The following is an 18,558-nucleotide window of genomic DNA, read 5'->3' on the forward strand; positions in this document are numbered from 1 at the left end:
AAAACGACCCCGGGCGGCTTTCGGCGCCGGCCGTCAATGGCCGCCGCCCGTCGCCTCCTCATAAATCCGGTAGGCCCGACGGATCTCCTCCTTCATCCATTCCGGAAAGGGGGCATCGGACAAGCGGTCCATCGAGACCCAGTGGTAACTGATGTGTTCCTTGCTCAGCTGGAGGGATCCGGTCGGTTGATGGCAGGCAAATTTGATGATGATCAAATGTTTCTCCTCTTGAATCTCGTCGTAAATGTATGCCGGACCGATCACCTTGACCTCCAGTCCGGTCTCCTCCCAAACTTCACGGGCCAGTGCATCCATCAGCGGTTCGGCGGGTTCCAAGCCCCCGCCGGGAAAATCCCAGCCGTGATTGTCCCGGGCGCTCCGCTCAGCGGGGGATTTCCGGAGCACCAGGACGCGGTCACCGTCGAAAATGATCGCTTTCGCAGCGATTTTATAAGGTTTTTGCATGGGTTTTATGACGGCGGATCCCCCCTTTCGGGGAAGAGGCGAATCCTTCCTCCTCTCCGGTTTTCCTATTTTTTCAGCCGATAGAAGGTGCCCGACGCGGAGGCAATCAATCGGCTTTCCTCGTCCGTCACTTTGGTCTCCAGCACCACAATCGTTTTCCCCTTTTTGATGATGTGGGATTTGGCCGTCAGCCAACCTTCCCGAGCCGGAGACAGAAAATGGATGTTCAGGTCCAGGGTAACCGCCCCCCGCTCGATTCCCATGTCCTGAAACACCGTGGACCCCATGGCCGTGTCGATAAAGGTGGCAGTCACCCCCCCGTGCAGTATTCCCAGCCGGTTCCGCAGTTCATCCGTCACCATCATGCGGTGGATGTAGGCGCCGGACTCCTGGTCCAGCCCGAGGGATTGAAAATGCATCATCTCCTCGATGTAGGCCAGAGGGCTTTCCCGCGTCCGTTTCAACGCCTGAACCAGCTTGTGAATGGTGTAAATCTCGTTCTCGTTCAAGTCCTGAAGTTCTCTCCACAACCCATCCAGTGTCATTTCTCTTCCCATCCATTGAGACAATTTTTTTACCCTATTATCTTACCCGAAATCTCCCGGGGAAAAAAGACGCCGCGGAACCATCCGGCCCGATCTCCAATCCCCGCCGGATCGCCTCCGCCACCGATTTGGCCGGCGAACGAAGAAGGACGCACGACCGGACAAGCACAGAAAGCCCCATGATCTCTTCCCCCTCCGTCGCTTCCCTTCCGCCGGGCGAACCCGAAGGGAAGAAGCCGTCCGGCCGTCAGAGGCGGCATCGCCGCTCCCCACGACGGGACCGCCTGCTGGATCATCGAAAAAAACGGGTCCGCCGGCATGAGGGATTCGATAATTTCTGCATCGCCGGCCCGAAAAAAGCGGCCCCTTCGAAACCGCCCCGGCCCGGTTGACGGGACCCTCGATAACCCGGCCCGCCGGAACCCGCCCGATCGGCGCCCGCGCCGGATCTTCCTTCGCGTCGGCGTCACATGGCCCCAAGCCCCCATGGCCCGGCCCCGAACGGGGAGACTTCCCGGAGAAATCCCGGCGGCCCAACCGCCCGGGCCGGTGCGCGGGGAGCTTCTCTTCCATCAGATTCCATACAAACTCTGCTCCCCCTCCTCCGGAAAAATCCCCTATCCGGCACTCTGGCCCCGCGTTCTCTTCTTTGCGTCCCCGCCGACCGTCTTGCCCAACTCCGGGGATACGGACTAAGATAGAAATATGTTGCCCTCAAGAGGTGAGAACCATATGCCGTCCACCCACGAAAACCGTTCCCTCTCCGCTGCGGATCGAAGCAGCCTGAGCGCGACGCGCCGGATCATCATAACAGCCGCCCTCATGGTGGCCATGTTTCTGGCGGCGGTGGAAGCCACCATCGTCAACGCGGCCATGCCCACGGTCGTCTCCGCCCTGGGCGGACTCTCCCTGTACAGCTGGGTCTTTTCCGCGTTCATGTTGGCCAACACGACGACGGTGCCCATCTATGGCAAGTTGGCCGACCTGTACGGGCGCAAGCGGGTGTTCATCGTCGCCGTCGCCCTGTTTGTGGGAGGTTCCGCCCTGTGCGGGCTGGCCGGATCGATGGAACAACTGGTCCTTTTCCGGATCATTCAGGGACTGGGGGCCGGCGGGGTTCTCCCCGTCGCCCTGACCATCGTCGGAGATATTTATCCCTTTGAACAGCGCGCCCGCATCCAGGGGTGGTTTTCTTCCATGTGGGGACTGGCGGCGCTGATCGGTCCCTTTGCCGGCGGCTGGACGATCGACCATTTCTCCTGGCGCTGGATCTTCTGGTTCAATCTTCCCTTCGGCCTGCTCGTCATCACCATCGTTGCCGCCTTCCTTCCGAACCGGAAGTCGGACAAACGGCTCCGGATCGATATCGTGGGCGCCCTGCTGCTGATGCTGTCCGTCTTTGCCTTTCTGTTCGCCACCCAGCAGATGGGCAGCCTCGGGTGGCAGGCCCCGGCGGTGTGGCTTCTGATGATCCTGGCCGCCCTGCTTCTTTTGGCCTTCGTCCTGTGGGAACGGCGGGAGAGCCAGCCCTTTCTTCCGGTGGAACTGTTCAAAAACCGAATCATCTATTCCAGCAACCTGACGGCGTTTCTGACGGGGATCGGCATGTTCGGGGCCATCTCCTTCGTTCCCTTGTTCGTCCAAAGCGTCCTGGGAAAAAGCGCCACCCTGGCCGGGCTGGCCATCACGCCCCAGGTGCTGGGTTGGAGCACCGCTTCCGTCGTGGCCGGGCGGTGGATGCTGAAAAGCGGCTACCGCCCTCCCATTCTGACCGGAGTGACGCTGATCAGCGCGGCGGCAGCCCTCTTCATCTTTATGAATGCCCAAACCCCCTACGCGCTGGTGCTGGGTTCCATGTTCATCCTGGGGCTGGGTCTGGGACTGTCGATGACCAGCTATATCGTGGCGGTGCAGAACGCCGTGGATGCGGATCGGCGGGGAGCGGCCACCTCCTCCCAAATGTTTGCCCGCACCCTGGGGGGAGCCGTCGGGGTCACGATCCTGGGGGCCGTGATGATCACGCGCCTTCGGGCGCAAATCGACTCCTTCCTCTCCTCCCGGCAGGGAAGCCTCGATCCGGAGACCATCCGGCAGCTTCGGGAAGCGCAGGGGATCACCCATCCCGAGGGGCTGGCCTCCCTGCCCGAACAGGTGGCCGGCCAGGTGAGCCAGTTTCTGTCCCAAGCCCTGGACTCCACCTTCTTCACCGCCGCCGCCCTCAGCCTGCTGGCCCTGGCCTCCGCCTATTTCCTGGTCCCGGGTGGAAACGCCAAGTCCCTGGCCGCCGGGAAAGGGGACTGAACGCCGCATCCTCGCAAAGGGGGGATGAAGAAATGGACAACCTCACCCACGGACTTCTGGGCTACGCCCTGTATGCCGCCACAGACACAAGGGACCTGAGCCGGAAGGAGCGGGCCGGATATGCCGCCGCCGCCGTCATCGGCGCGGAAATCCCCGACATCGAATCCTTCACCACCTTTTTCGGGGATGAGGCCTATCTCACCTGGCACCGCGGCTTCACCCACTCGTTCCTGTTCTCGCCGGCCATGGCGCTGCTGGCCTTGGGCATCGTCGCGCTGTTCAACCGATCCGTCCGCTGGAAAAAGGCATACCTGCTGGCGCTGGGCGGAGTGATCGTTCACATATTGTCCGATCTTTCCAACAGTTGGGGAACGGGCATCTGGGAGCCCCTCGACCACGGAAGGTATTCGCTCGGCATCCTGCCGATCGTCGACGCCGTGATCCTCCTGATTTTGCTCTTCGCCTGGCTGGCCCGTCGCTTTGCATCCCGCGCCAGGGCTTTTCGGTGGGGCTTGGCGGCCATCGCCTGTTACACGGCATTGCAGGGAATCCTGGCGTCGGCGGCGGTGGAGCGGATTCCCGACGGCTACGACCGGATTGCCACCTCCGCCCAATTCGTCCCCACCCAGTTTCAGATCATCGTAAAGCGGGGAGACCGGTTCGAATACTGGCGAACCACGGCCCTCTCCCGGCCGGTCAAGGAAAAAACGATCGTCGATGACCGGCATCATCCCGCCGTCCCGCGGGCCCTCGAAGACCCGGATGCGAAGGCCATCGCCCGCTTCGCTCCTTTCTACGGAGCCGCGGTGACGGAAAAAGCCGACGCCTACCGGGTGACCATCTACGATCCGCGTTTCCGCCTCGTCCGCCCCTCCCTTCTCAGCAAAACAGTGGCGGTTCCGAAGCAATAGGGCGCAAAAAGGGGCCGCCTCCCCGGGCGGCCTCAAACGGCCAAATGCTCGGTGATGTTCACCTTTTCCACACGCCAGTCCTCCTCCCGGTGATCATACACCAGGTGTGTCAGGCTGGCATTTTCCAGACGGGTCACACCGGGGCCGTAACGTCCCCGGCTCACCTTGGCCAACGCGGCGTTGATGCTCCCCCCGTGGCTGACCGCCAAAATGCGGCCGCCCCGGTGAAGGCCGACCAAATGCTCCAACTGGTTCATCATGCGCTCCTGCAACGCGGATAGGGATTCGATTCCGTTCTTCCCCTCGACGATCCGCCCGGGCCAGTCGGGAAAACGGGCAGCCACTTCCTCCTGGGTCAGGCCTTCCCACTCCCCCATGAATCGCTCCCTCAGTCCCTTCAGCGTCACGACGGGAAGGGCCAGCTCCCGGGCGACGATTTCCGCCGTTTGAACGGCCCGCTTCAGGTCGCTGGAATAGACGGCGTCAAACGTTTCGGACTTCAGGCGTTGGGCCAGCCGCTCCGCCTGGAAAAGGCCCGCGGGACTCAAGGGCACGTCTTGATGGCCCTGAAATCGACGTTCCCGGTTCCAGGCCGTTTCCCCGTGTCGGACCAGATAGACGTGCGTCTCCACCCTTCTCTCCCCTCCTTTTTTCTCCTCCCCGCACCCCATTTTACCACGCGGGTTTTCCCGTTCCTTTCTTTTCATATGCTTCAAACCGGCGCATTCTTTCCCTTTTTCAACGCTTCTTCATATAAGGGGAGGAAGCGGATGAGAAGGCACGAACCGGCGGGGAGGCCGGATGCCGACCTTTCGGGAAAATGTGTTTGCAGAGAAGATGCGTCCCCAAGGGGGCACTCGGCGGGCTTTCCGAATTGCGGGTCCCTAGCGCGGCTTTCGCCGGGCACTCGTTCATCGCCGCCCCTTTTCCCATCCGCCGCCGCAAATCCCGCGCCGCAGGCACCCGGAAAACTTAAGCCGGCTTTTGCAGGGAAAGCCATGCCTCAAAATGTTCCTTTTCGCCCATGGCCCCGTCCGCGGGCAACCTCCCGGAATCCCGGGGCGGAGCGTCCCGGAGCCCGCGGCGGAGGGTGCTGCCCCATCGCCCGCCAAAGGCCGCCGCAAAAAACCAAAAAATGCGAAGAAAATGCGCATTTCCGTGTCGCTCCCCGCTTGGCACGGGAATTCAAGGGGATTTTCATCCCCGGAAAGAAGCGTCAAAAAAGGACGGTTTCCCGGGAGTATTATGCATTCTCCGTCCGTCCGCGAACCTTCGCCAAGCAAGGATGAGAAGAGGCGGCCAAGCCGCCCTCGAAGACGGAAACCCCGCCGCATCGTGAAACCGCCCGAAACCGCCCGGAAGGCGATCCCCGGATGTACGGAGGGGAGAAAAGAGGCTTCGCGTCCTTTCGTCACGCCGGCGTCCCCGCCGGCTGAGAAACTGCATTTCTCCGCCGCTCCCCGGTCAAACGGGATGCCCCTTCACCGGATCTTGAGACGGCCGGCAAATGGCCCGAGACAAAAACCCGGCCGGGGCGGAGCCGAAGGAGGCCGTCGCCGCGCCGCCTGTCTTTTTCGCCGCTCCCCAATCCCCCTTGGGAAAGCAATGCCCGCCTTGTCCCGGAGGAGGCGCGTCCCCCCTCAACCCGGCCTTCATCCCAGACCCATCCCGGGATTTGCCTGTCGTCCGACCGTCCGTCACATCCGGATCAGCTTGCCGCTCCGGTTTCCCAACTGACAGGGCCTCTTTGTTTCCTCATCCCTTCATATCCTCATGAATCTTGTACAGCTTCCGCCTCAAATCCTCCCGGTCCATCCCCCACGGATCTTTGCGAACCCGGCCCTCCAGCCGGGACAGCTCGTCAAACACCTTGCTGTCCGTGGTCACATGGACTTTTCGTCCCGGGAACCGATCCTTCAACCTTTCGTGCACATCCTTGCGGATGCTCCGCAAAAAGAAACGATTGAAGTTGGTCACCTTCAATCCCACATAAAGTTCATCCTTCAGCGCCACCGCCACCGCCTCATCCACCCGGCGGTTTTCCTTCGCGATTTGTTTCGTCTCCTCCAAGGCCGGCCGGTCGATGACCGGCAACTGGGCAAGTTGTCGATCATCCCCGGGCTTTTCCGCCACTTGGCATCCCGTCAGGAGAAGGGCCAGGATGAGACAGGTCGGCAAAAACCCTTTCAACCCTTGTACCTCCTTTCTTCCCTGCAAGATATTATGGACACTTCCTCTGCATAAAAACCGGCCGGATTCCTCATCATGTTATACGTAGGAAGCGGCCGCAAAATGGGAGGTGCCGCGGCCGTAAGGAACCGCGGGTTCCAGGGATGGGATCGAAAGCGGGGGCCGGGATGAAGGTGGATCCCTTTGATGCAGCCGGCCTCCGCCCTGATGAAACAGCTCTCCGACCTGAGGGCAGTCGAACGAAGGCGCGCGGACGGATCTTCAGGCTCTCCTTCTCCGTCCGCAGCCCGGCGGCCAAGTGTCCGCGCGGTCCAAGTCAATTCCCTTCCTTCGTGAAGCTGAGGTGAACACACATGTCCGACACAAACCAAAACAACACCCCCGCTCAACAGGAATACCAGGACTTCGCCAAAAAAAGGGATCCGGGCCGTCCCGTGTTAAAAAATTGCATCCTGGCCTTTTTGTCGGGGGGAACGATTTGTCTCCTCGGCCAACTGATCTCCACCTTCTACATGCGTTTTTTCGATTTCACCGAAAAAACCGCGGGAGATCCCACTGTCGCCACGCTCATTTTTCTCTCCTCCCTGCTGACCGGTCTCGGCGTCTACGACCACATCGCCCAATGGGCCGGCGCGGGGACGATCATCCCGGTGACCGGCTTTGCCAACGCCCTCACTTCGTCGGCCATTGAACACCGGTCCGAAGGCTTTGTCCTCGGGGTGGGGGGCAACATGTTCAAACTGGCCGGATCGGTCATCGTCTTCGGGGTCTTTTCCGCCTTCATCATCGCGACCGTCAAGGTGATCCTCCGCGGATTGGGGGGGATGTGAGTGCTTCAGGGGCAAACGTGGATTTTCGACAACCCCCCGACGATCACATCTTCCGCCGCCGTGGGCGGTCCCTTTGAGGCGCAGGGCCCCCTGGCCGCGGATTTCGATCTCCTCTTTGACGACATGTGGCTCGGCCAAGACAGCTTTGAAAAGGCGGAGAAAAAACTGATGGAACAGGCCTGCGACAAGGCCATCCAAAAGGCGGGCTTGCAAAAGGAAGACATCCAGTTTTACCTGGCCGGCGACCTCCTGAACCAGATCATCACCAGCAGCTTCTCCGCCCGGACCCTGGCCATTCCCTATCTCGGCCTGTTCGGGGCTTGCTCCACCTCGATGGAGGGGCTCGCTCTGGCCGCTCTGATGGTATCCGCGGGCTATGCCGACCGGGTGCTGACGGCCACCGCCAGCCACAACGGCGCCGCCGAAAAGCAATTCCGCTATCCGACGGAATACGGCTCCCAAAAGCCGCCCACGGCCCAATGGACGGTGACCGGAGCCGGCGCCGCCGTGGTCGTTTCCGGGGGAAACGGGCCCCGGGTGACGGCGGCGACCATCGGCCGGGTGGTCGACATGGGCATCACCGACCCCTTCAACATGGGAGCGGCGATGGCCCCCGCGGCGGCGGACACCATCGAGGCCCACTTCCGCGATTTGCGCATCTCCCCTGCGGAATACGACCTGATCCTGACCGGGGACCTGGGACGGATCGGCCATCCCCTTGCGGCCGAGTTGCTGGCCAAACAGGGGCTGGAGCTTCCCCCGGACCGTTTCGGTGATTGCGGATTGATGATCTACCGGGAGGACCAACCCGTTCAGGCCGGTGCCAGCGGTTGCGCCAGTTCCGCCTGTGTCACCTACGGGCATGTGCTCAACCGGATGCGCCGGGGAGAACTGAACAAGGTCCTGATCGTGGCCACGGGCGCCCTTCTTTCCCCCTTGAGCTACCAACAGAAGGAAAGCATTCCCTGCATCGCCCACGCGGTGGCGATCCAATCCGGTTAGGAGGGAACAGGCATGATTTTTTTCTGGGCCTTTGTGGTCGGGGGATTGATCTGTGTCATCGGACAGCTTCTGATCGACGTGTTCAAACTGACGCCTGCCCACACCACCAGCACCCTGGTCGTCGTGGGAGCCCTGCTGGACGGCTTCAATCTGTATGAGCCGCTGATCGATTTCGCGGGAGCCGGTGCCACCGTGCCCATCACCAGCTTCGGCAACGCCCTCGTCCACGGCGCGATGGCCGAAGCGGAGAGGCACGGGCTGATCGGAGTGATCACCGGGATATTCGAAGTGACCAGCGCCGGTATCTCCTCTGCCATCATCTTCGGTTTCCTGGCGGCGTTGATCTTCCGGCCGAAAGGCTGATCTCTCGATCGGAAGCTTTCCACGCCCCGCTTTTCTCCCCCTGCTGATCATCCATCCCGGCCGCCTCCAATAGAGAGGCGGCCCGCATTCCGTGGACAAGCACCCTCGCAGACGCCGGAACCCTCCCTCCTCCCTCCCCCTGCCGTCCCGGGATCCTCCGGCCGCGCATGGGACGGATTCAGGGCCATTTACGGAAAACGGGAGACGGTCACATATTTTTTATTTTTAAAAAACCCTGCCATGAAAGCGGAATCATTATTCATGTAAGTGCATTTTTCTTCACTTCCGCAACTCCCCCCGAACGCAGGATCGGGGTGGAGCAGCCGAATCATCAACGATATAATATCCCTATGAAATCTTTGTGAATCCCGACCCCCGCCTCCCGCCAAGGCCCTGCGGGACGGCCGGAGGCGTGCGGAACGGCAATATGCGCTTTTTGTTTGTGAATATCTCTCTTTTCTCAATCTTGTCATGTTAAATAAAAAAATTTCATGAAGGACAAAGACCGGAAAGCTGTCGCAGGTTGCAAGTTCCCCGAAGTTTACATAAATCAAATAAGAATGAATGGAGGTCGATCTATGCACAATCCCTTTGAAATGGCTCAACAACAGGTCGCCCACGCAGCCAACCTGCTCGGGCTGGATCGCAACGTCACGGAAATCCTCCTGCATCCGACGCGCGTTCTCTGCGTTTCCTTCCCCGTGACCATGGACGACGGCAGCACCCGGATCTTTCACGGGTACCGGTCGCAGCACAACGACGCCATCGGGCCGACCAAGGGAGGCATCCGTTTTCACCCCGATGTGACCATGGACGAAGTCAAGGCCCTCTCGATGTGGATGACCTTTAAATGCGGCGTGGTCGGCCTGCCCTACGGAGGAGCGAAGGGGGGCGTCGTCTGCAATCCGAAACAGTTGTCCAAAGGGGAACTGGAACGGGTGAGCCGGGGCTTCATCCAGGCGATCGCTTCCATCATCGGACCGGAAAAGGACATTCCGGCGCCGGACGTGTACACCAATGCCGAAATCATGGGCTGGATGATGGATGAGTTCAGCCGCATGCGCCAATCCTTCACCCCCGGCGTCATCACCGGCAAGGATCCGATTATCGGCGGTTCCCTGGGACGGGATAAAGCGACCGCCCTCGGCTGCGTCTTCACCATCCGGGAAGCGGCGGAGAAACTGGGGATTCCCCTGGAAGGAGCCACCGTCGCCGTTCAAGGCTTTGGCAACGCGGGCCGCTACAGCGCTCTTCTTCTGCAGGAATTGGGCTGCCGGATCGTGGCCATCAGCGACTCGCAGGGAGGCATCTTCAACCCCGGCGGGATTGATCCGAAGGAAGCCGTCAACATCAAGGAGAAGACCGGATCGGTCATCCATTTCACCGACTATTTCAGCGATCACACCCGGCAAATCACCAACCGGGAACTTCTGGAACTCGAGGTGGACATCCTGATTCCCGCCGCCTTGGAGGATCAGATCCACGAAGAAAATGCGGACCGCATCCGCGCCAAAATCGTGGCGGAGGCGGCCAACGGCCCCACCACGCCGGAGGCGGACCGGATCCTCTACAACAAGGGCATTCACGTGATCCCGGATATCCTGGCCAACGCCGGCGGCGTCACCGTCTCCTACTTCGAATGGGTTCAAAACCTCATGAACTATCACTGGCCGGAAGAGGAAGTGAACAGCAAACTGGAACAAAAAATGGTGGAGGCTTACCACAACGTTTACCGGATGCATCAGGAGAAAAAGGTGGACATGCGGACCGCCGCCTATATGGTGTCCATCGCCCGGATCGTCAAGGCGATGGTGGCCCGGGGCTGGATCAAGGAGCACCAGGCCGTTCTCCAGCGGTGACTCCGTCAATCGGGCGCTTGCCGGCGAAGGCAGGCGCTTTTTTTTCGAGGCGACATCCATCTCGGGAAACCGGATTGACCCCTCTCGATTCTTCCTTCGGTTTCCGCCGCCGGGCGCCGATGATTGCCCCGGGGATTGCGCATACTGAAGGAGCGAAGCTTGCTGGCTGCAAGGGGGATGGGACGTGCTCACCATTCCGGTCGACCGTTGCACTCAGCTCCGCCTGTTGGAGATGAGCCACGCGCAGGCAATGTTTCGGCTGGTGGCGTCCAATCGCGATCATTTGCGACCGTGGCTTCCCTGGGTGGATCGGATGCGGGTGGAATCCGACGCGGAAAACTACATCCTCCGGTCCCTGGGCCGCTTTTCCGCCGGCACGGAGGCCCACTTCGGCATATGGTTCCGGGAGATGCTAGCAGGGTCCATCACCGTTGAGCGGATCGACGCCTGGAACCGGGTGGCGGAAATCGGATACTGGCTGGGAAAAGAATTCGTGGGGAAGGGAATCATGCGCCGGTCGGCCGCCGCCCTGATCGATTACCTGATCGAAAAGCGGGCGATCAACCGGATCGAAATCCGCTGCACCCCCGCCAACATATCCAGCCAGGCGATACCGCTTAGCCTCGGATTCCGGATGGAGGGAACGCTTCGGGAAGCGGCATACCTTAAGGGAAGGTTTCACGACCACCTTCTCTTCGCCATCACCGCCGAGGAATGGAAGAGGCGGAAACAAGGCGAGGAGGAGACGCAATGTCTCCCGGCCGGCGGCCCGTCGGAACTCCCCGGAAGATAAAAAAGGCCACCTAGCGGTGGCCTCAAATCGCCGCAAACCCCAAAGCCCGGGAATCGGAGGCGTTTTTTCGCCCCGGCTCCGCGCGGCGAAACATCGCTTTCTCCGACGCTAAGCCGAGACCGCCAATTCACTCCTTGACGGCACCGGCCGTAATCCCCGAAATAATCCGGCGTTGAAAGATCAAAACCATGATCACCAGAGGGATCGTCACGATGACGGAGGCGGCGGAAATCTCACCCCAGGGAATCGTGTAGCGGCCCTGGAACAGGGCGATGCCCACCGGCACCGTCTTCATCGTCTCCTCGGTGTTGATGGTCAGGGCGAAGAAAAACTCGTTCCAGGCGGCGATGAAGACGAGGATCGCCGTGGTGAAGGTACCGGGAACCGCCAGGGGGAAGATCACCTTCCAGAAGGTTTGCATCACGGTCGCTCCGTCCACCCGGGCGGCCTCCTCCAGGTCATAGGGAATTTGCCGGTAAAAGGCGGTCAGGTTCCAAACCGCCAGGGGCAAGGCAAAGGTGGTATAGGGAATCACCAGCCCCAGGTAGGAGTTGGTGAGATTGACCGATTTCACGAAAAGGTAAATGGGGGCAATGGTGGCGATTTGCGGGAACATCGACACCATGAGGAACAGACCCAGCACCAGGGTCTTCCCGCGAAAGTGCAGGCGGGCGATCGCATAGGCGGCGATGGCCGCCACGAACACGCAGTAGATGGTGGTCAGGGATGCCACGACAAAGCTGTTCCACAGATAGGAACCGAAGGGACGCTGCGTAAAGACCCGCACATAGTTGTCCAGCGTCGGATTGGACGCGAACAGCTTAAAGGCGCTTTCCCCGAACAGCTCGCCGGGGGGCTTCAGGGATGCCAGAAACTGCCACAAAAAGGGGAAGAGGATGACAAAGACGAAGCCGACCAAAAATACGTAAAATCCTGGACCTGCTTTTTTCCGCATCCAATCACCCCCCTCACCGTTTGCGCCCGTCGCTGATGAGATCGGAACCGAGCAGTTTGACGAAGATCATGCTGATCAACGCCACGCAGATGAAAACGATGACGGACAGGGCGGAACCGGCTCCGAAGTTCAGCTGGGCGAACATGGTTTTGTAGGCGAAAACGGAGATCGTTTCCGTCGAATTGGCAGGTCCTCCGCCGGTCAACACATAGATCAGGTCGAACACCCGGAAGGCATCCAGGGTCCTGAACAGGAGGGCCACCAGGATGGTCGATTTCAGCATCGGCAGCGTAATTTTGAAAAACTGCTGCGTTTTGGAGGCGCCGTCCACTTCCGCCGCCTCATAGAGGGATTGGGGAATCGTCTGCAGGCCCGCCAAAAGGAGCAGGGCCATGAAGGGCGTCGTTTTCCAGACATCGGCGAAGATGACGGCAAACATCGACCAGAACTTGGTGGTCAAAAGGACGCCCATGTTGGGAATCAGCCCGATCTCCGTGAAAATCTTAGCCATCACGCCGTTTTGACCGTCAAAGAGGAACCTCCACATCAAGGCGGCGATGACCGTGGGCAGAGCCCAGGGAACCAACACCGCGGCCCGGACAATCCCCCGCCCCCTGAACTGTTTGTTGATCAGGACGGCGATCCAAAGTCCCAACACCAGTTCCAGGAAGACGGAGATCACCGTAAACACCGTCGTGTTGGCGAGGGCGTTCCACAACCGGGGGCTGTTGGCAAACTCCAGATAATATTTGAAACCGACAAAGTTGGGCTCGATGATGGTTTCCCGCCAGCCGTTCACCAGTCCGAGAAGATCGCTCTGTTTCTGCAATTTGTCCGAGTCGATCTCCTTGATTTCGGCATGGATCTTTTCCAGCTTCTGTCGGGTTTCCAAGGCGAGCTCCTCATCCACCTTGGCGTATTTCAGCTTTTCCGGAACGGGTTGGAAATTGTTCAGCAATTCATTCACTTGATCCAGCCGCTCGGACACCTGGCGATGGCCCTCGACGGCGTTTTTCAGCTCTTCCAGGTCTCTCTTGATGCGCTGGAGCTGATCCTTGACATCCTCCGGCGCCTGCCGGATTTCGCCATCCAGGGCGTTCATCAGGTAAGGAACCGTGTCGGCGTAGCGCTCCACGTCGATCCCGTAGCCGCTTTGGATCTGGAGCTTTGTCGGATCGTTCAGCCGAATGTCGTAAAGACTCATCCAAAAGGAGCGAAGCACCGGCCAAATCGCGATCACGAGGATGATAGCGAGTGCCGGCAGAACCAACAGGTATCCGATATGTTTTTCGGACAAACTTCTCCGCTTTTTTTCCATGAATTCTTTCACCAACTTTGACTGTTCCTCAAGATCAAGGGCGGAGTCGCAATGTCCCCGCGCCTGGGCGCGCGAGGCAGGGAAAGAGGGTGGAAGCCGCCCCCTTCAAAGGGGATGCGGCTTCCTCCTCCCGCAGAGGAAAACCTTATTTCACCACTTCCTTCAGCTGCTTCTCCATGTTCTTCACGGCTTCCTTCGCGGATTGCTTCCCGGCCAGCGCCTTGGAAACTTCGACCTGGATGATTTCGGAGATCTTCGGATATTCCGGGGACACCGGACGGGGAATCGCCGCGCTTACCCCCTTGACAAAGTTCTCATCGGCATAGAGGGGGTTGGCCTTTTGCACTTCCGGATCGTCATAGGTCGGAAGGTACGTCGGGGAGTGGCTGTGAAGAGCGGAAATCTTCTGCCCCTCCGGTCCCGAGAGGAACTTCACCAGCTCCCAGGCCTCCTCCTTGTGCTTGGAATACTTGTTGATTCCGATCATCCAACCGCCCAGCGCCGCGGCGGATTCCTTGTCCCCCTTCGGCAGAGGGGCCACTCCCACCTTGTCCACGACCTTGGATTCATCCGGATTTTGGAGAATCGCAAACATGTACGGCCAGTTGCGGGCCAGCACCGATTCCCCTTCCTTGTACATCTGGTGGGTTTCCGGCTCCTTGATCGCCAGAATGTTGCCCGGCACCGCGCCGGATTTGACGACTTCGATCATCTTTTCCAGACCCTTTACCGTTTCGGGGGAGTTGATCACCACATTCCCCTTTTCGTCCAGGATCCGGCCGCCGTAGGATCCGGCGAATTCGATGAAGTTGCAGACCAAACCTTCATATTGGGCGGCTTGCATCAAGAAGCCGGATTTGGTGCCCTTCTCGCCCTTGTGCTTCTTGGCGAGATCGATCAGCTCATCCCAGGTTTTGGGGGGATCCTTCACAATATCCTTCCGGTAATACAAAAGTCCCGCGTCGATAAATCGGGGCATCGCCCACTGCTTTCCGTTGAAGTTCCCCGCCTCCACCGCACCGGGGATGTACTTGCTCATGTCGATATTGTCCCTCTGGATGAAACGGTCCAGATCCTGCACGTAACCGGCCTGGGCAAATTCCGCCGGCCAAATCACGTCCATGTCGAACACATCGATTTCCGAAGACTGGGCGGAAAGCATCGTCACGTACTGATCGTGGCTGACGCCGGTGTCCGTCGGCATCTCCTTGAACTTCACCTTGATGTTCGGGTGTTTCTTCTCAAAGGCTTCAATCAGTTTCTCAGTGGAGCCCGTGTCATCCTTACCCCGGGCGTACACGATGGTCACCTGCTCGCCTTTTCCCTCATCCGATCCGCTGTCGGAACTGCCGCAGGCGACCGTCGTCAGCATCAACGCCAACGCCACTCCGACGACACCGATTTTTTTCCATAAGTGCATGGCTTGTTCCCCCTTTGCAGCTTGGATTTTCCGTCTTTCAGCGATCCCGCGTCCCTCGCTCCCGGCCATCACCCCCTTTTAGTCAAGTTTCACCAGTTCGCCCGTCCGCGACGAACGATAGATGGCATCCAAAATCCGGTGGATATACACCCCGTGTTCCGGGGTGCAAATGGGAGAGGCCGTCCCTTCCATGCTGTCGATGAAATTTTTCAACAGATGGAGGCGGTCATCTCGGCGGGCCGGCCGGATCACCGAATCCACCGGCGTGTTTCCCTCCTCGTGAAACAGGGCGATCTTCCGGTCCTGAAGATCGACGGCGGCGCCGCCCTCGCTGCCGAACAGGTTGACGAAGACCCGATCCCGCTCCACGTAGGCGGCCCAGCTGACATCCAGGGTCAAGGTGACTCCCCCTTCAAACCGGATCATCGCCACCGCCAGGTCCTCCACATCGAAGACTCCCCGCTCGTCGATCGACCCGTAGCTGGACAACCCCTTTTTCCGGGGACCGAACACCCCGTAGGTCTGGCCGAAGACGGCGAGGGGCTTGGGGAAGCCCATCAGCCACAGGGTGAGGTCCAGCATGTGGACGCCGATGTCAATCAGGGGGCCCCCGCCGGCCCTTTCCATCGACGTGAACCAGCTTCCCCAGCCGGGAATGCCGTTCCTGCGGATCCATCCCGTCTTCGCATGATAGATCTGGCCCAATTTCCCTTTTTCGATCAGTTCCTTCAGCAGGAGGACCTCGCTGTGGAAGCGGTTGTTTTGACCGATCATCAGCACCCGGTCCGTTTCCCTGGCGACCTCCGCCATCTGCCGGGCCAGATCCCCGTTGATGGCCATCGGTTTTTCGCAGAGCACATGCTTGCCCGCGCGGAGGGCCTCAATCGCCACCGGTGCGTGAAGATCGTTGGGCACGCAGACGAGAACGGCATCCACGTCTTCCCGCCGGATCAAATCCCGGTAGTCCCGGTAAATGTGGGGAATCCGGTGCTTCTCCGCCCGTTCCCGCGCCTTCTCGACGGCCACATCGGAAATGGCGGCCACTTCCGCGCGGGGCTCCTTTTCCAACGTCTTCAAGTGCAACTCGGAAATGCCGCCTGCCCCGACAATCCCGAAACGCCACTTCTTCCGCATGGTTTCACTCCACTCCAATTCGTCACAGTTCCACGCCGACGATCCGTTTCTCCCGCGCCGACTGCAGGGCGGCCAGAATGACGCCGAGGGACTTCATCCCCTCTTCCCCGGGAATGAGCGGAGGCGTCCCGTTGAGAATGCTCTCCAAAAACGCGTCGATCACGCCGCTCTTCGTTTGCCCGCCTTCCTCGTTGGTGGCGATGGGCCCCACCCGGTGTTTTTCCACCTGGCCGTCGGCCCGCTCGACGATCAACGGATACTCCGGATCGGCTCCGATGCGGATCAGACCCTTTTCGCAGTAAAGGACGGTGCTGTTGTCCTCGCCGGGAACATGGGTCCAGCTGGCCGCCATGGTGCCCATCACTCCTTTGGCGGTGCGGAGGATGAACACCGCGTTGTCATCCACGTCCGTATCTTCCTTGTGAAGCGTGTCGACGAAGGCGCCCACCTCGACGATTTCATCCTTGAGCAGCCAGCGGATCAGATCCACTTTGTGGATGCCCAGATCCCCCAGGGCCCCCAGGAAAGCTTTTTCCTTGCGGAAGAACCATCCGCCCTTCCCCTCGACGCTCCAGCTTTCCGGTCCGCCGTGCGCGAAGGCGGTTCGGAAGGTGAGGACGCGTCCCAGCGAGCCGCTTTCCAGAATCTCCTTCGCCTTCACATGGGGCGGCATCAGCCGCTGGTTATGGGCGATCATCAGCACCACGCCCCGCTCCTTCGCGGCCCGGATCATGGCCTGGGCCTCATCCCGGGATGTCGCCATCGGCTTTTCGCACAGGACGTGCTTGCCGGCCTCGGCGGCGGCAATGGAGATGGGCGCGTGATACACGTTGGGCGTGCAGACGCTGACGGCGTCGATGTCCGGCCGCTTGAGCAGCTCCCGGTAATCCGTGTAGGCGTCACCCCCGTACCGGCGGGCAAAGGCCGCCGCCCTCTCCTCCACCGCGTCGCAAAAGGCTGCCAATTCCACCTCCGGATGTTCGGCAAACTCGGGAATGTGCCGATGCTTGGCGATGCTGCCGCATCCGATCACCGCCACCCTCACTTTTGCCATGTCGCCTTTCCTCCTCTGCTGGTTCATATCCTGTATGGAGCAAGGTGCGCCGCCGCATCCCCGGTGCGGCGCACCCCTTCTTCTTCTCCGCCCTGCACCGCATCTGGTTGGCGAAAATTACACCCACCACATCTCGCCGAGAGTTTCTTTGGGCATGACCTGTTTCAAGTTTTCCACCGCCTTGTGGAAGCCCTCTTCGATGGACAGGAGGGCATCCTCGTGCTCGATGCTGACCACGTAATCGTAACCGACCAGGCGCAGCGCGCTCAAAATGTCCGCCCAGGTCTTCAGATCGTGTCCGTACCCCACCGTGCGGAACAGCCAAGCGCGCTCCTGCAGGTTGGCATAGGATTGCATGTCCGTCAGACCGTACATGTTCACGTTGTCCTGATCGATATAGGTGTCCTTGGCGTGGAAGTGGTGAATGGCTCCCTCTTTGCCCAAAATTTTGATCGCGGCCACCGGATCGATCCCCTGCCACCACAGATGGCTGGGATCCAGATTGGCGCCGATCACCTCGCCGACGGCCTCCCGCAGGCGCAGCAGGGTGGCCGGCGTGTGGACGAGAAATCCTCCGTGCAGCTCCAAACCGATCTTCACGTTGTGATCGGCGGCATATTTTCCCCATTCCTTCCAATAGGGAATCAGTTTCTCTTCCCACTGCCACTTCAAAACTTCCCGATACTCGTTGGGCCAAGGCGCCACCGGCCAGTTGGGGTATTTGGCCCCTTCGTGGTCCCCCGGCGTCCCCGAAAAGCAGTTGACCACGGGAACCTCCAGTTTTTCAGCCAATTGAACGGTTTTTACAAAGGTTTCGTGGGATTGTTGTGCAAACGATTTATCAGGCGATAAAGGGTTTCCGTGGCAGCTTAATGCGCTGATCTGCAGCCCTTTTTGTGCAACCGTTTGCTTAAATTCCTTCAATTTCTTCTCATCTGACAACAGCTCATCCGGATTGCAATGGGCATTCCCCGGATAATTTCCGGTCCCCAGCTCCACCGCGTCCAGTCCGGCTTCCTTGACGTAATCCAGCATTTCCTCAAAGGGCTTCTGCGCAAACAGAACGGTGAACACACCCAGTTTCATCGATCGATCCTCCCCCTTTGATCAAGGTTTTGGCTTTTGCCAAGCGAATGAAGCCGCTTTCCAAAAACGACGGCAACACCTGGGATTCCCCAAAAGGATCCGATCCCCCCCCAACCGGCATGTAGTGCGGGAAAATGCTTCGCGTGAATCATACGATAGGATTCCGCGAAATGTCAAACTCTTTTTTGTCATGAATCGACGCCGATTTTTGCAAAAAAGCGAAGGATTTCCGGCACAGGTCCCCCGCCCTTCCCTGAAAGGGGTTACACATTTTTAGAATATCTCACTCCCCGGCGGGTTTACAAGACTGAAAAGTTTGTCAAAATATTCCC

At 59.7% G+C, this 18,558-nt stretch carries 17 protein-coding genes; 7 read left to right on the top strand and 10 right to left on the bottom strand.

The features are described 5' to 3' along the window. Positions 1–33 precede the first annotated feature (33 nt). Positions 34–465, bottom strand: coding sequence for an NUDIX hydrolase (locus BM063_RS07070; protein WP_092037319.1), 432 nt, complete (start codon positions 463–465; stop codon positions 34–36). Positions 466–530: 65 nt separating this feature from the next. Next, positions 531–1,010 carry a PaaI family thioesterase gene (locus BM063_RS07075; RefSeq protein WP_177199034.1) on the bottom strand — a complete coding sequence of 160 codons (480 nt, stop codon included), beginning with the start codon at positions 1,008–1,010 and terminating at the stop codon, positions 531–533. A gap of 732 nt (positions 1,011–1,742) precedes the next feature. Between BM063_RS07075 and BM063_RS07085 the strand changes: the two genes are divergently transcribed. Both BM063_RS07085 and BM063_RS07090 read left to right on the top strand, forming a co-directional pair. Beyond that, a complete protein-coding gene (locus tag BM063_RS07085; protein WP_177199035.1) occupies positions 1,743–3,311 on the top strand; it encodes an MDR family MFS transporter in 1,569 nt (522 codons plus the stop codon). A 32-nt stretch (positions 3,312–3,343) separates the two neighbouring features. Further along, entirely contained in the window at positions 3,344–4,222 is an 879-nt protein-coding gene (locus tag BM063_RS07090; RefSeq protein WP_092037330.1) for a metal-dependent hydrolase, read from the top strand. A gap of 32 nt (positions 4,223–4,254) precedes the next feature. Here BM063_RS07090 and BM063_RS07095 read toward each other — a convergent pair whose 3' ends face one another. Together BM063_RS07095 and BM063_RS07110 are read right to left on the bottom strand one after the other, a co-directional pair. Further along, positions 4,255–4,854 carry a histidine phosphatase family protein gene (locus BM063_RS07095; protein WP_177199036.1) on the bottom strand — a complete coding sequence of 200 codons (600 nt, stop codon included), beginning with the start codon at positions 4,852–4,854 and terminating at the stop codon, positions 4,255–4,257. A gap of 1,123 nt (positions 4,855–5,977) precedes the next feature. Next, positions 5,978–6,412: a YhcN/YlaJ family sporulation lipoprotein gene (locus BM063_RS07110; protein ID WP_177199037.1), complete on the bottom strand. Its 435-nt coding sequence runs from the start codon at positions 6,410–6,412 to the stop codon at positions 5,978–5,980. 353 nt (positions 6,413–6,765) lie between these two features. Here BM063_RS07110 and spoVAC point away from each other — a divergent pair, with 353 nt between their 5' ends. The 5 genes from spoVAC (at position 6,766) to BM063_RS07135 (ending at position 11,259) form a co-directional block, all read left to right on the top strand. Beyond that, on the top strand, positions 6,766–7,242 hold the full coding sequence (gene spoVAC / locus BM063_RS07115; protein WP_092037340.1) for a stage V sporulation protein AC: 477 nt from the start codon (positions 6,766–6,768) through the stop codon (positions 7,240–7,242). After that, the gene (spoVAD, locus tag BM063_RS07120) at positions 7,243–8,244 is read left to right on the top strand and encodes a stage V sporulation protein AD (RefSeq protein ID WP_092037342.1); all 1,002 of its coding nucleotides are present in this window, start codon (positions 7,243–7,245) and stop codon (positions 8,242–8,244) included. Between the two features lie 12 nt (positions 8,245–8,256). Beyond that, positions 8,257–8,607 carry a stage V sporulation protein AE gene (gene spoVAE, locus BM063_RS07125; protein ID WP_092037344.1) on the top strand — a complete coding sequence of 117 codons (351 nt, stop codon included), beginning with the start codon at positions 8,257–8,259 and terminating at the stop codon, positions 8,605–8,607. Between the two features lie 578 nt (positions 8,608–9,185). Next, positions 9,186–10,466, top strand: a complete 1,281-nt coding sequence (locus BM063_RS07130) for a Glu/Leu/Phe/Val family dehydrogenase (protein ID WP_281246686.1) — start codon at positions 9,186–9,188, stop codon at positions 10,464–10,466. Positions 10,467–10,650: 184 nt separating this feature from the next. Further along, positions 10,651–11,259, top strand: coding sequence for a GNAT family N-acetyltransferase (locus tag BM063_RS07135; RefSeq protein WP_092037348.1), 609 nt, complete (start codon positions 10,651–10,653; stop codon positions 11,257–11,259). 127 nt (positions 11,260–11,386) lie between these two features. Here BM063_RS07135 and BM063_RS07140 read toward each other — a convergent pair whose 3' ends face one another. The 6 genes from BM063_RS07140 to BM063_RS07165 all read right to left on the bottom strand — a co-directional run bounded on the left by BM063_RS07140 (position 11,387) and on the right by BM063_RS07165 (position 18,226). Then, entirely contained in the window at positions 11,387–12,214 is an 828-nt protein-coding gene (locus BM063_RS07140; RefSeq protein WP_092037350.1) for a carbohydrate ABC transporter permease, read from the bottom strand. 13 nt (positions 12,215–12,227) lie between these two features. Next, positions 12,228–13,532 carry an ABC transporter permease subunit gene (locus BM063_RS07145; protein WP_092037434.1) on the bottom strand — a complete coding sequence of 435 codons (1,305 nt, stop codon included), beginning with the start codon at positions 13,530–13,532 and terminating at the stop codon, positions 12,228–12,230. A 145-nt stretch (positions 13,533–13,677) separates the two neighbouring features. Next, positions 13,678–14,952 carry an ABC transporter substrate-binding protein gene (locus BM063_RS07150; protein ID WP_092037437.1) on the bottom strand — a complete coding sequence of 425 codons (1,275 nt, stop codon included), beginning with the start codon at positions 14,950–14,952 and terminating at the stop codon, positions 13,678–13,680. Between the two features lie 78 nt (positions 14,953–15,030). Beyond that, the gene (locus BM063_RS07155) at positions 15,031–16,086 is read right to left on the bottom strand and encodes a Gfo/Idh/MocA family protein (RefSeq protein ID WP_092037352.1); all 1,056 of its coding nucleotides are present in this window, start codon (positions 16,084–16,086) and stop codon (positions 15,031–15,033) included. A gap of 22 nt (positions 16,087–16,108) precedes the next feature. Next, positions 16,109–17,140 (bottom strand): Gfo/Idh/MocA family protein, encoded by a 1,032-nt coding sequence (locus BM063_RS07160; protein ID WP_092037354.1) that lies wholly within the window; start codon positions 17,138–17,140, stop codon positions 16,109–16,111. Between the two features lie 117 nt (positions 17,141–17,257). Then, on the bottom strand, positions 17,258–18,226 hold the full coding sequence (locus tag BM063_RS07165; protein ID WP_092037356.1) for a sugar phosphate isomerase/epimerase family protein: 969 nt from the start codon (positions 18,224–18,226) through the stop codon (positions 17,258–17,260). Positions 18,227–18,558: the final 332 nt, after the last annotated feature.

It is taken from the genome of Planifilum fulgidum (genome assembly GCF_900113175.1).
Classification (GTDB): Bacteria; Bacillota; Bacilli; order Thermoactinomycetales; family DSM-44946; genus Planifilum; species Planifilum fulgidum.

Bases quoted from the DNA above. Each gene is read 5' to 3' on its own strand.
- BM063_RS07070 (WP_092037319.1), bottom strand. From the start codon at position 465: ATGCAAAAACCTTATAAAATCGCTGCGAAAGCGATCATTTTCGACGGT.
- BM063_RS07075 (WP_177199034.1), bottom strand. From the start codon at position 1,010: ATGACACTGGATGGGTTGTGGAGAGAACTTCAGGACTTGAACGAGAAC.
- BM063_RS07085 (WP_177199035.1), top strand. From the start codon at position 1,743: ATGCCGTCCACCCACGAAAACCGTTCCCTCTCCGCTGCGGATCGAAGC.
- BM063_RS07090 (WP_092037330.1), top strand. From the start codon at position 3,344: ATGGACAACCTCACCCACGGACTTCTGGGCTACGCCCTGTATGCCGCC.
- spoVAC (WP_092037340.1), top strand. From the start codon at position 6,766: ATGTCCGACACAAACCAAAACAACACCCCCGCTCAACAGGAATACCAG.
- spoVAE (WP_092037344.1), top strand. From the start codon at position 8,257: ATGATTTTTTTCTGGGCCTTTGTGGTCGGGGGATTGATCTGTGTCATC.
- BM063_RS07130 (WP_281246686.1), top strand. From the start codon at position 9,186: ATGCACAATCCCTTTGAAATGGCTCAACAACAGGTCGCCCACGCAGCC.
- BM063_RS07140 (WP_092037350.1), bottom strand. From the start codon at position 12,214: ATGCGGAAAAAAGCAGGTCCAGGATTTTACGTATTTTTGGTCGGCTTC.
- BM063_RS07145 (WP_092037434.1), bottom strand. From the start codon at position 13,532: ATGGAAAAAAAGCGGAGAAGTTTGTCCGAAAAACATATCGGATACCTG.
- BM063_RS07150 (WP_092037437.1), bottom strand. From the start codon at position 14,952: ATGCACTTATGGAAAAAAATCGGTGTCGTCGGAGTGGCGTTGGCGTTG.
- BM063_RS07155 (WP_092037352.1), bottom strand. From the start codon at position 16,086: ATGCGGAAGAAGTGGCGTTTCGGGATTGTCGGGGCAGGCGGCATTTCC.
- BM063_RS07160 (WP_092037354.1), bottom strand. From the start codon at position 17,140: ATGGCAAAAGTGAGGGTGGCGGTGATCGGATGCGGCAGCATCGCCAAG.
- BM063_RS07165 (WP_092037356.1), bottom strand. From the start codon at position 18,226: ATGAAACTGGGTGTGTTCACCGTTCTGTTTGCGCAGAAGCCCTTTGAG.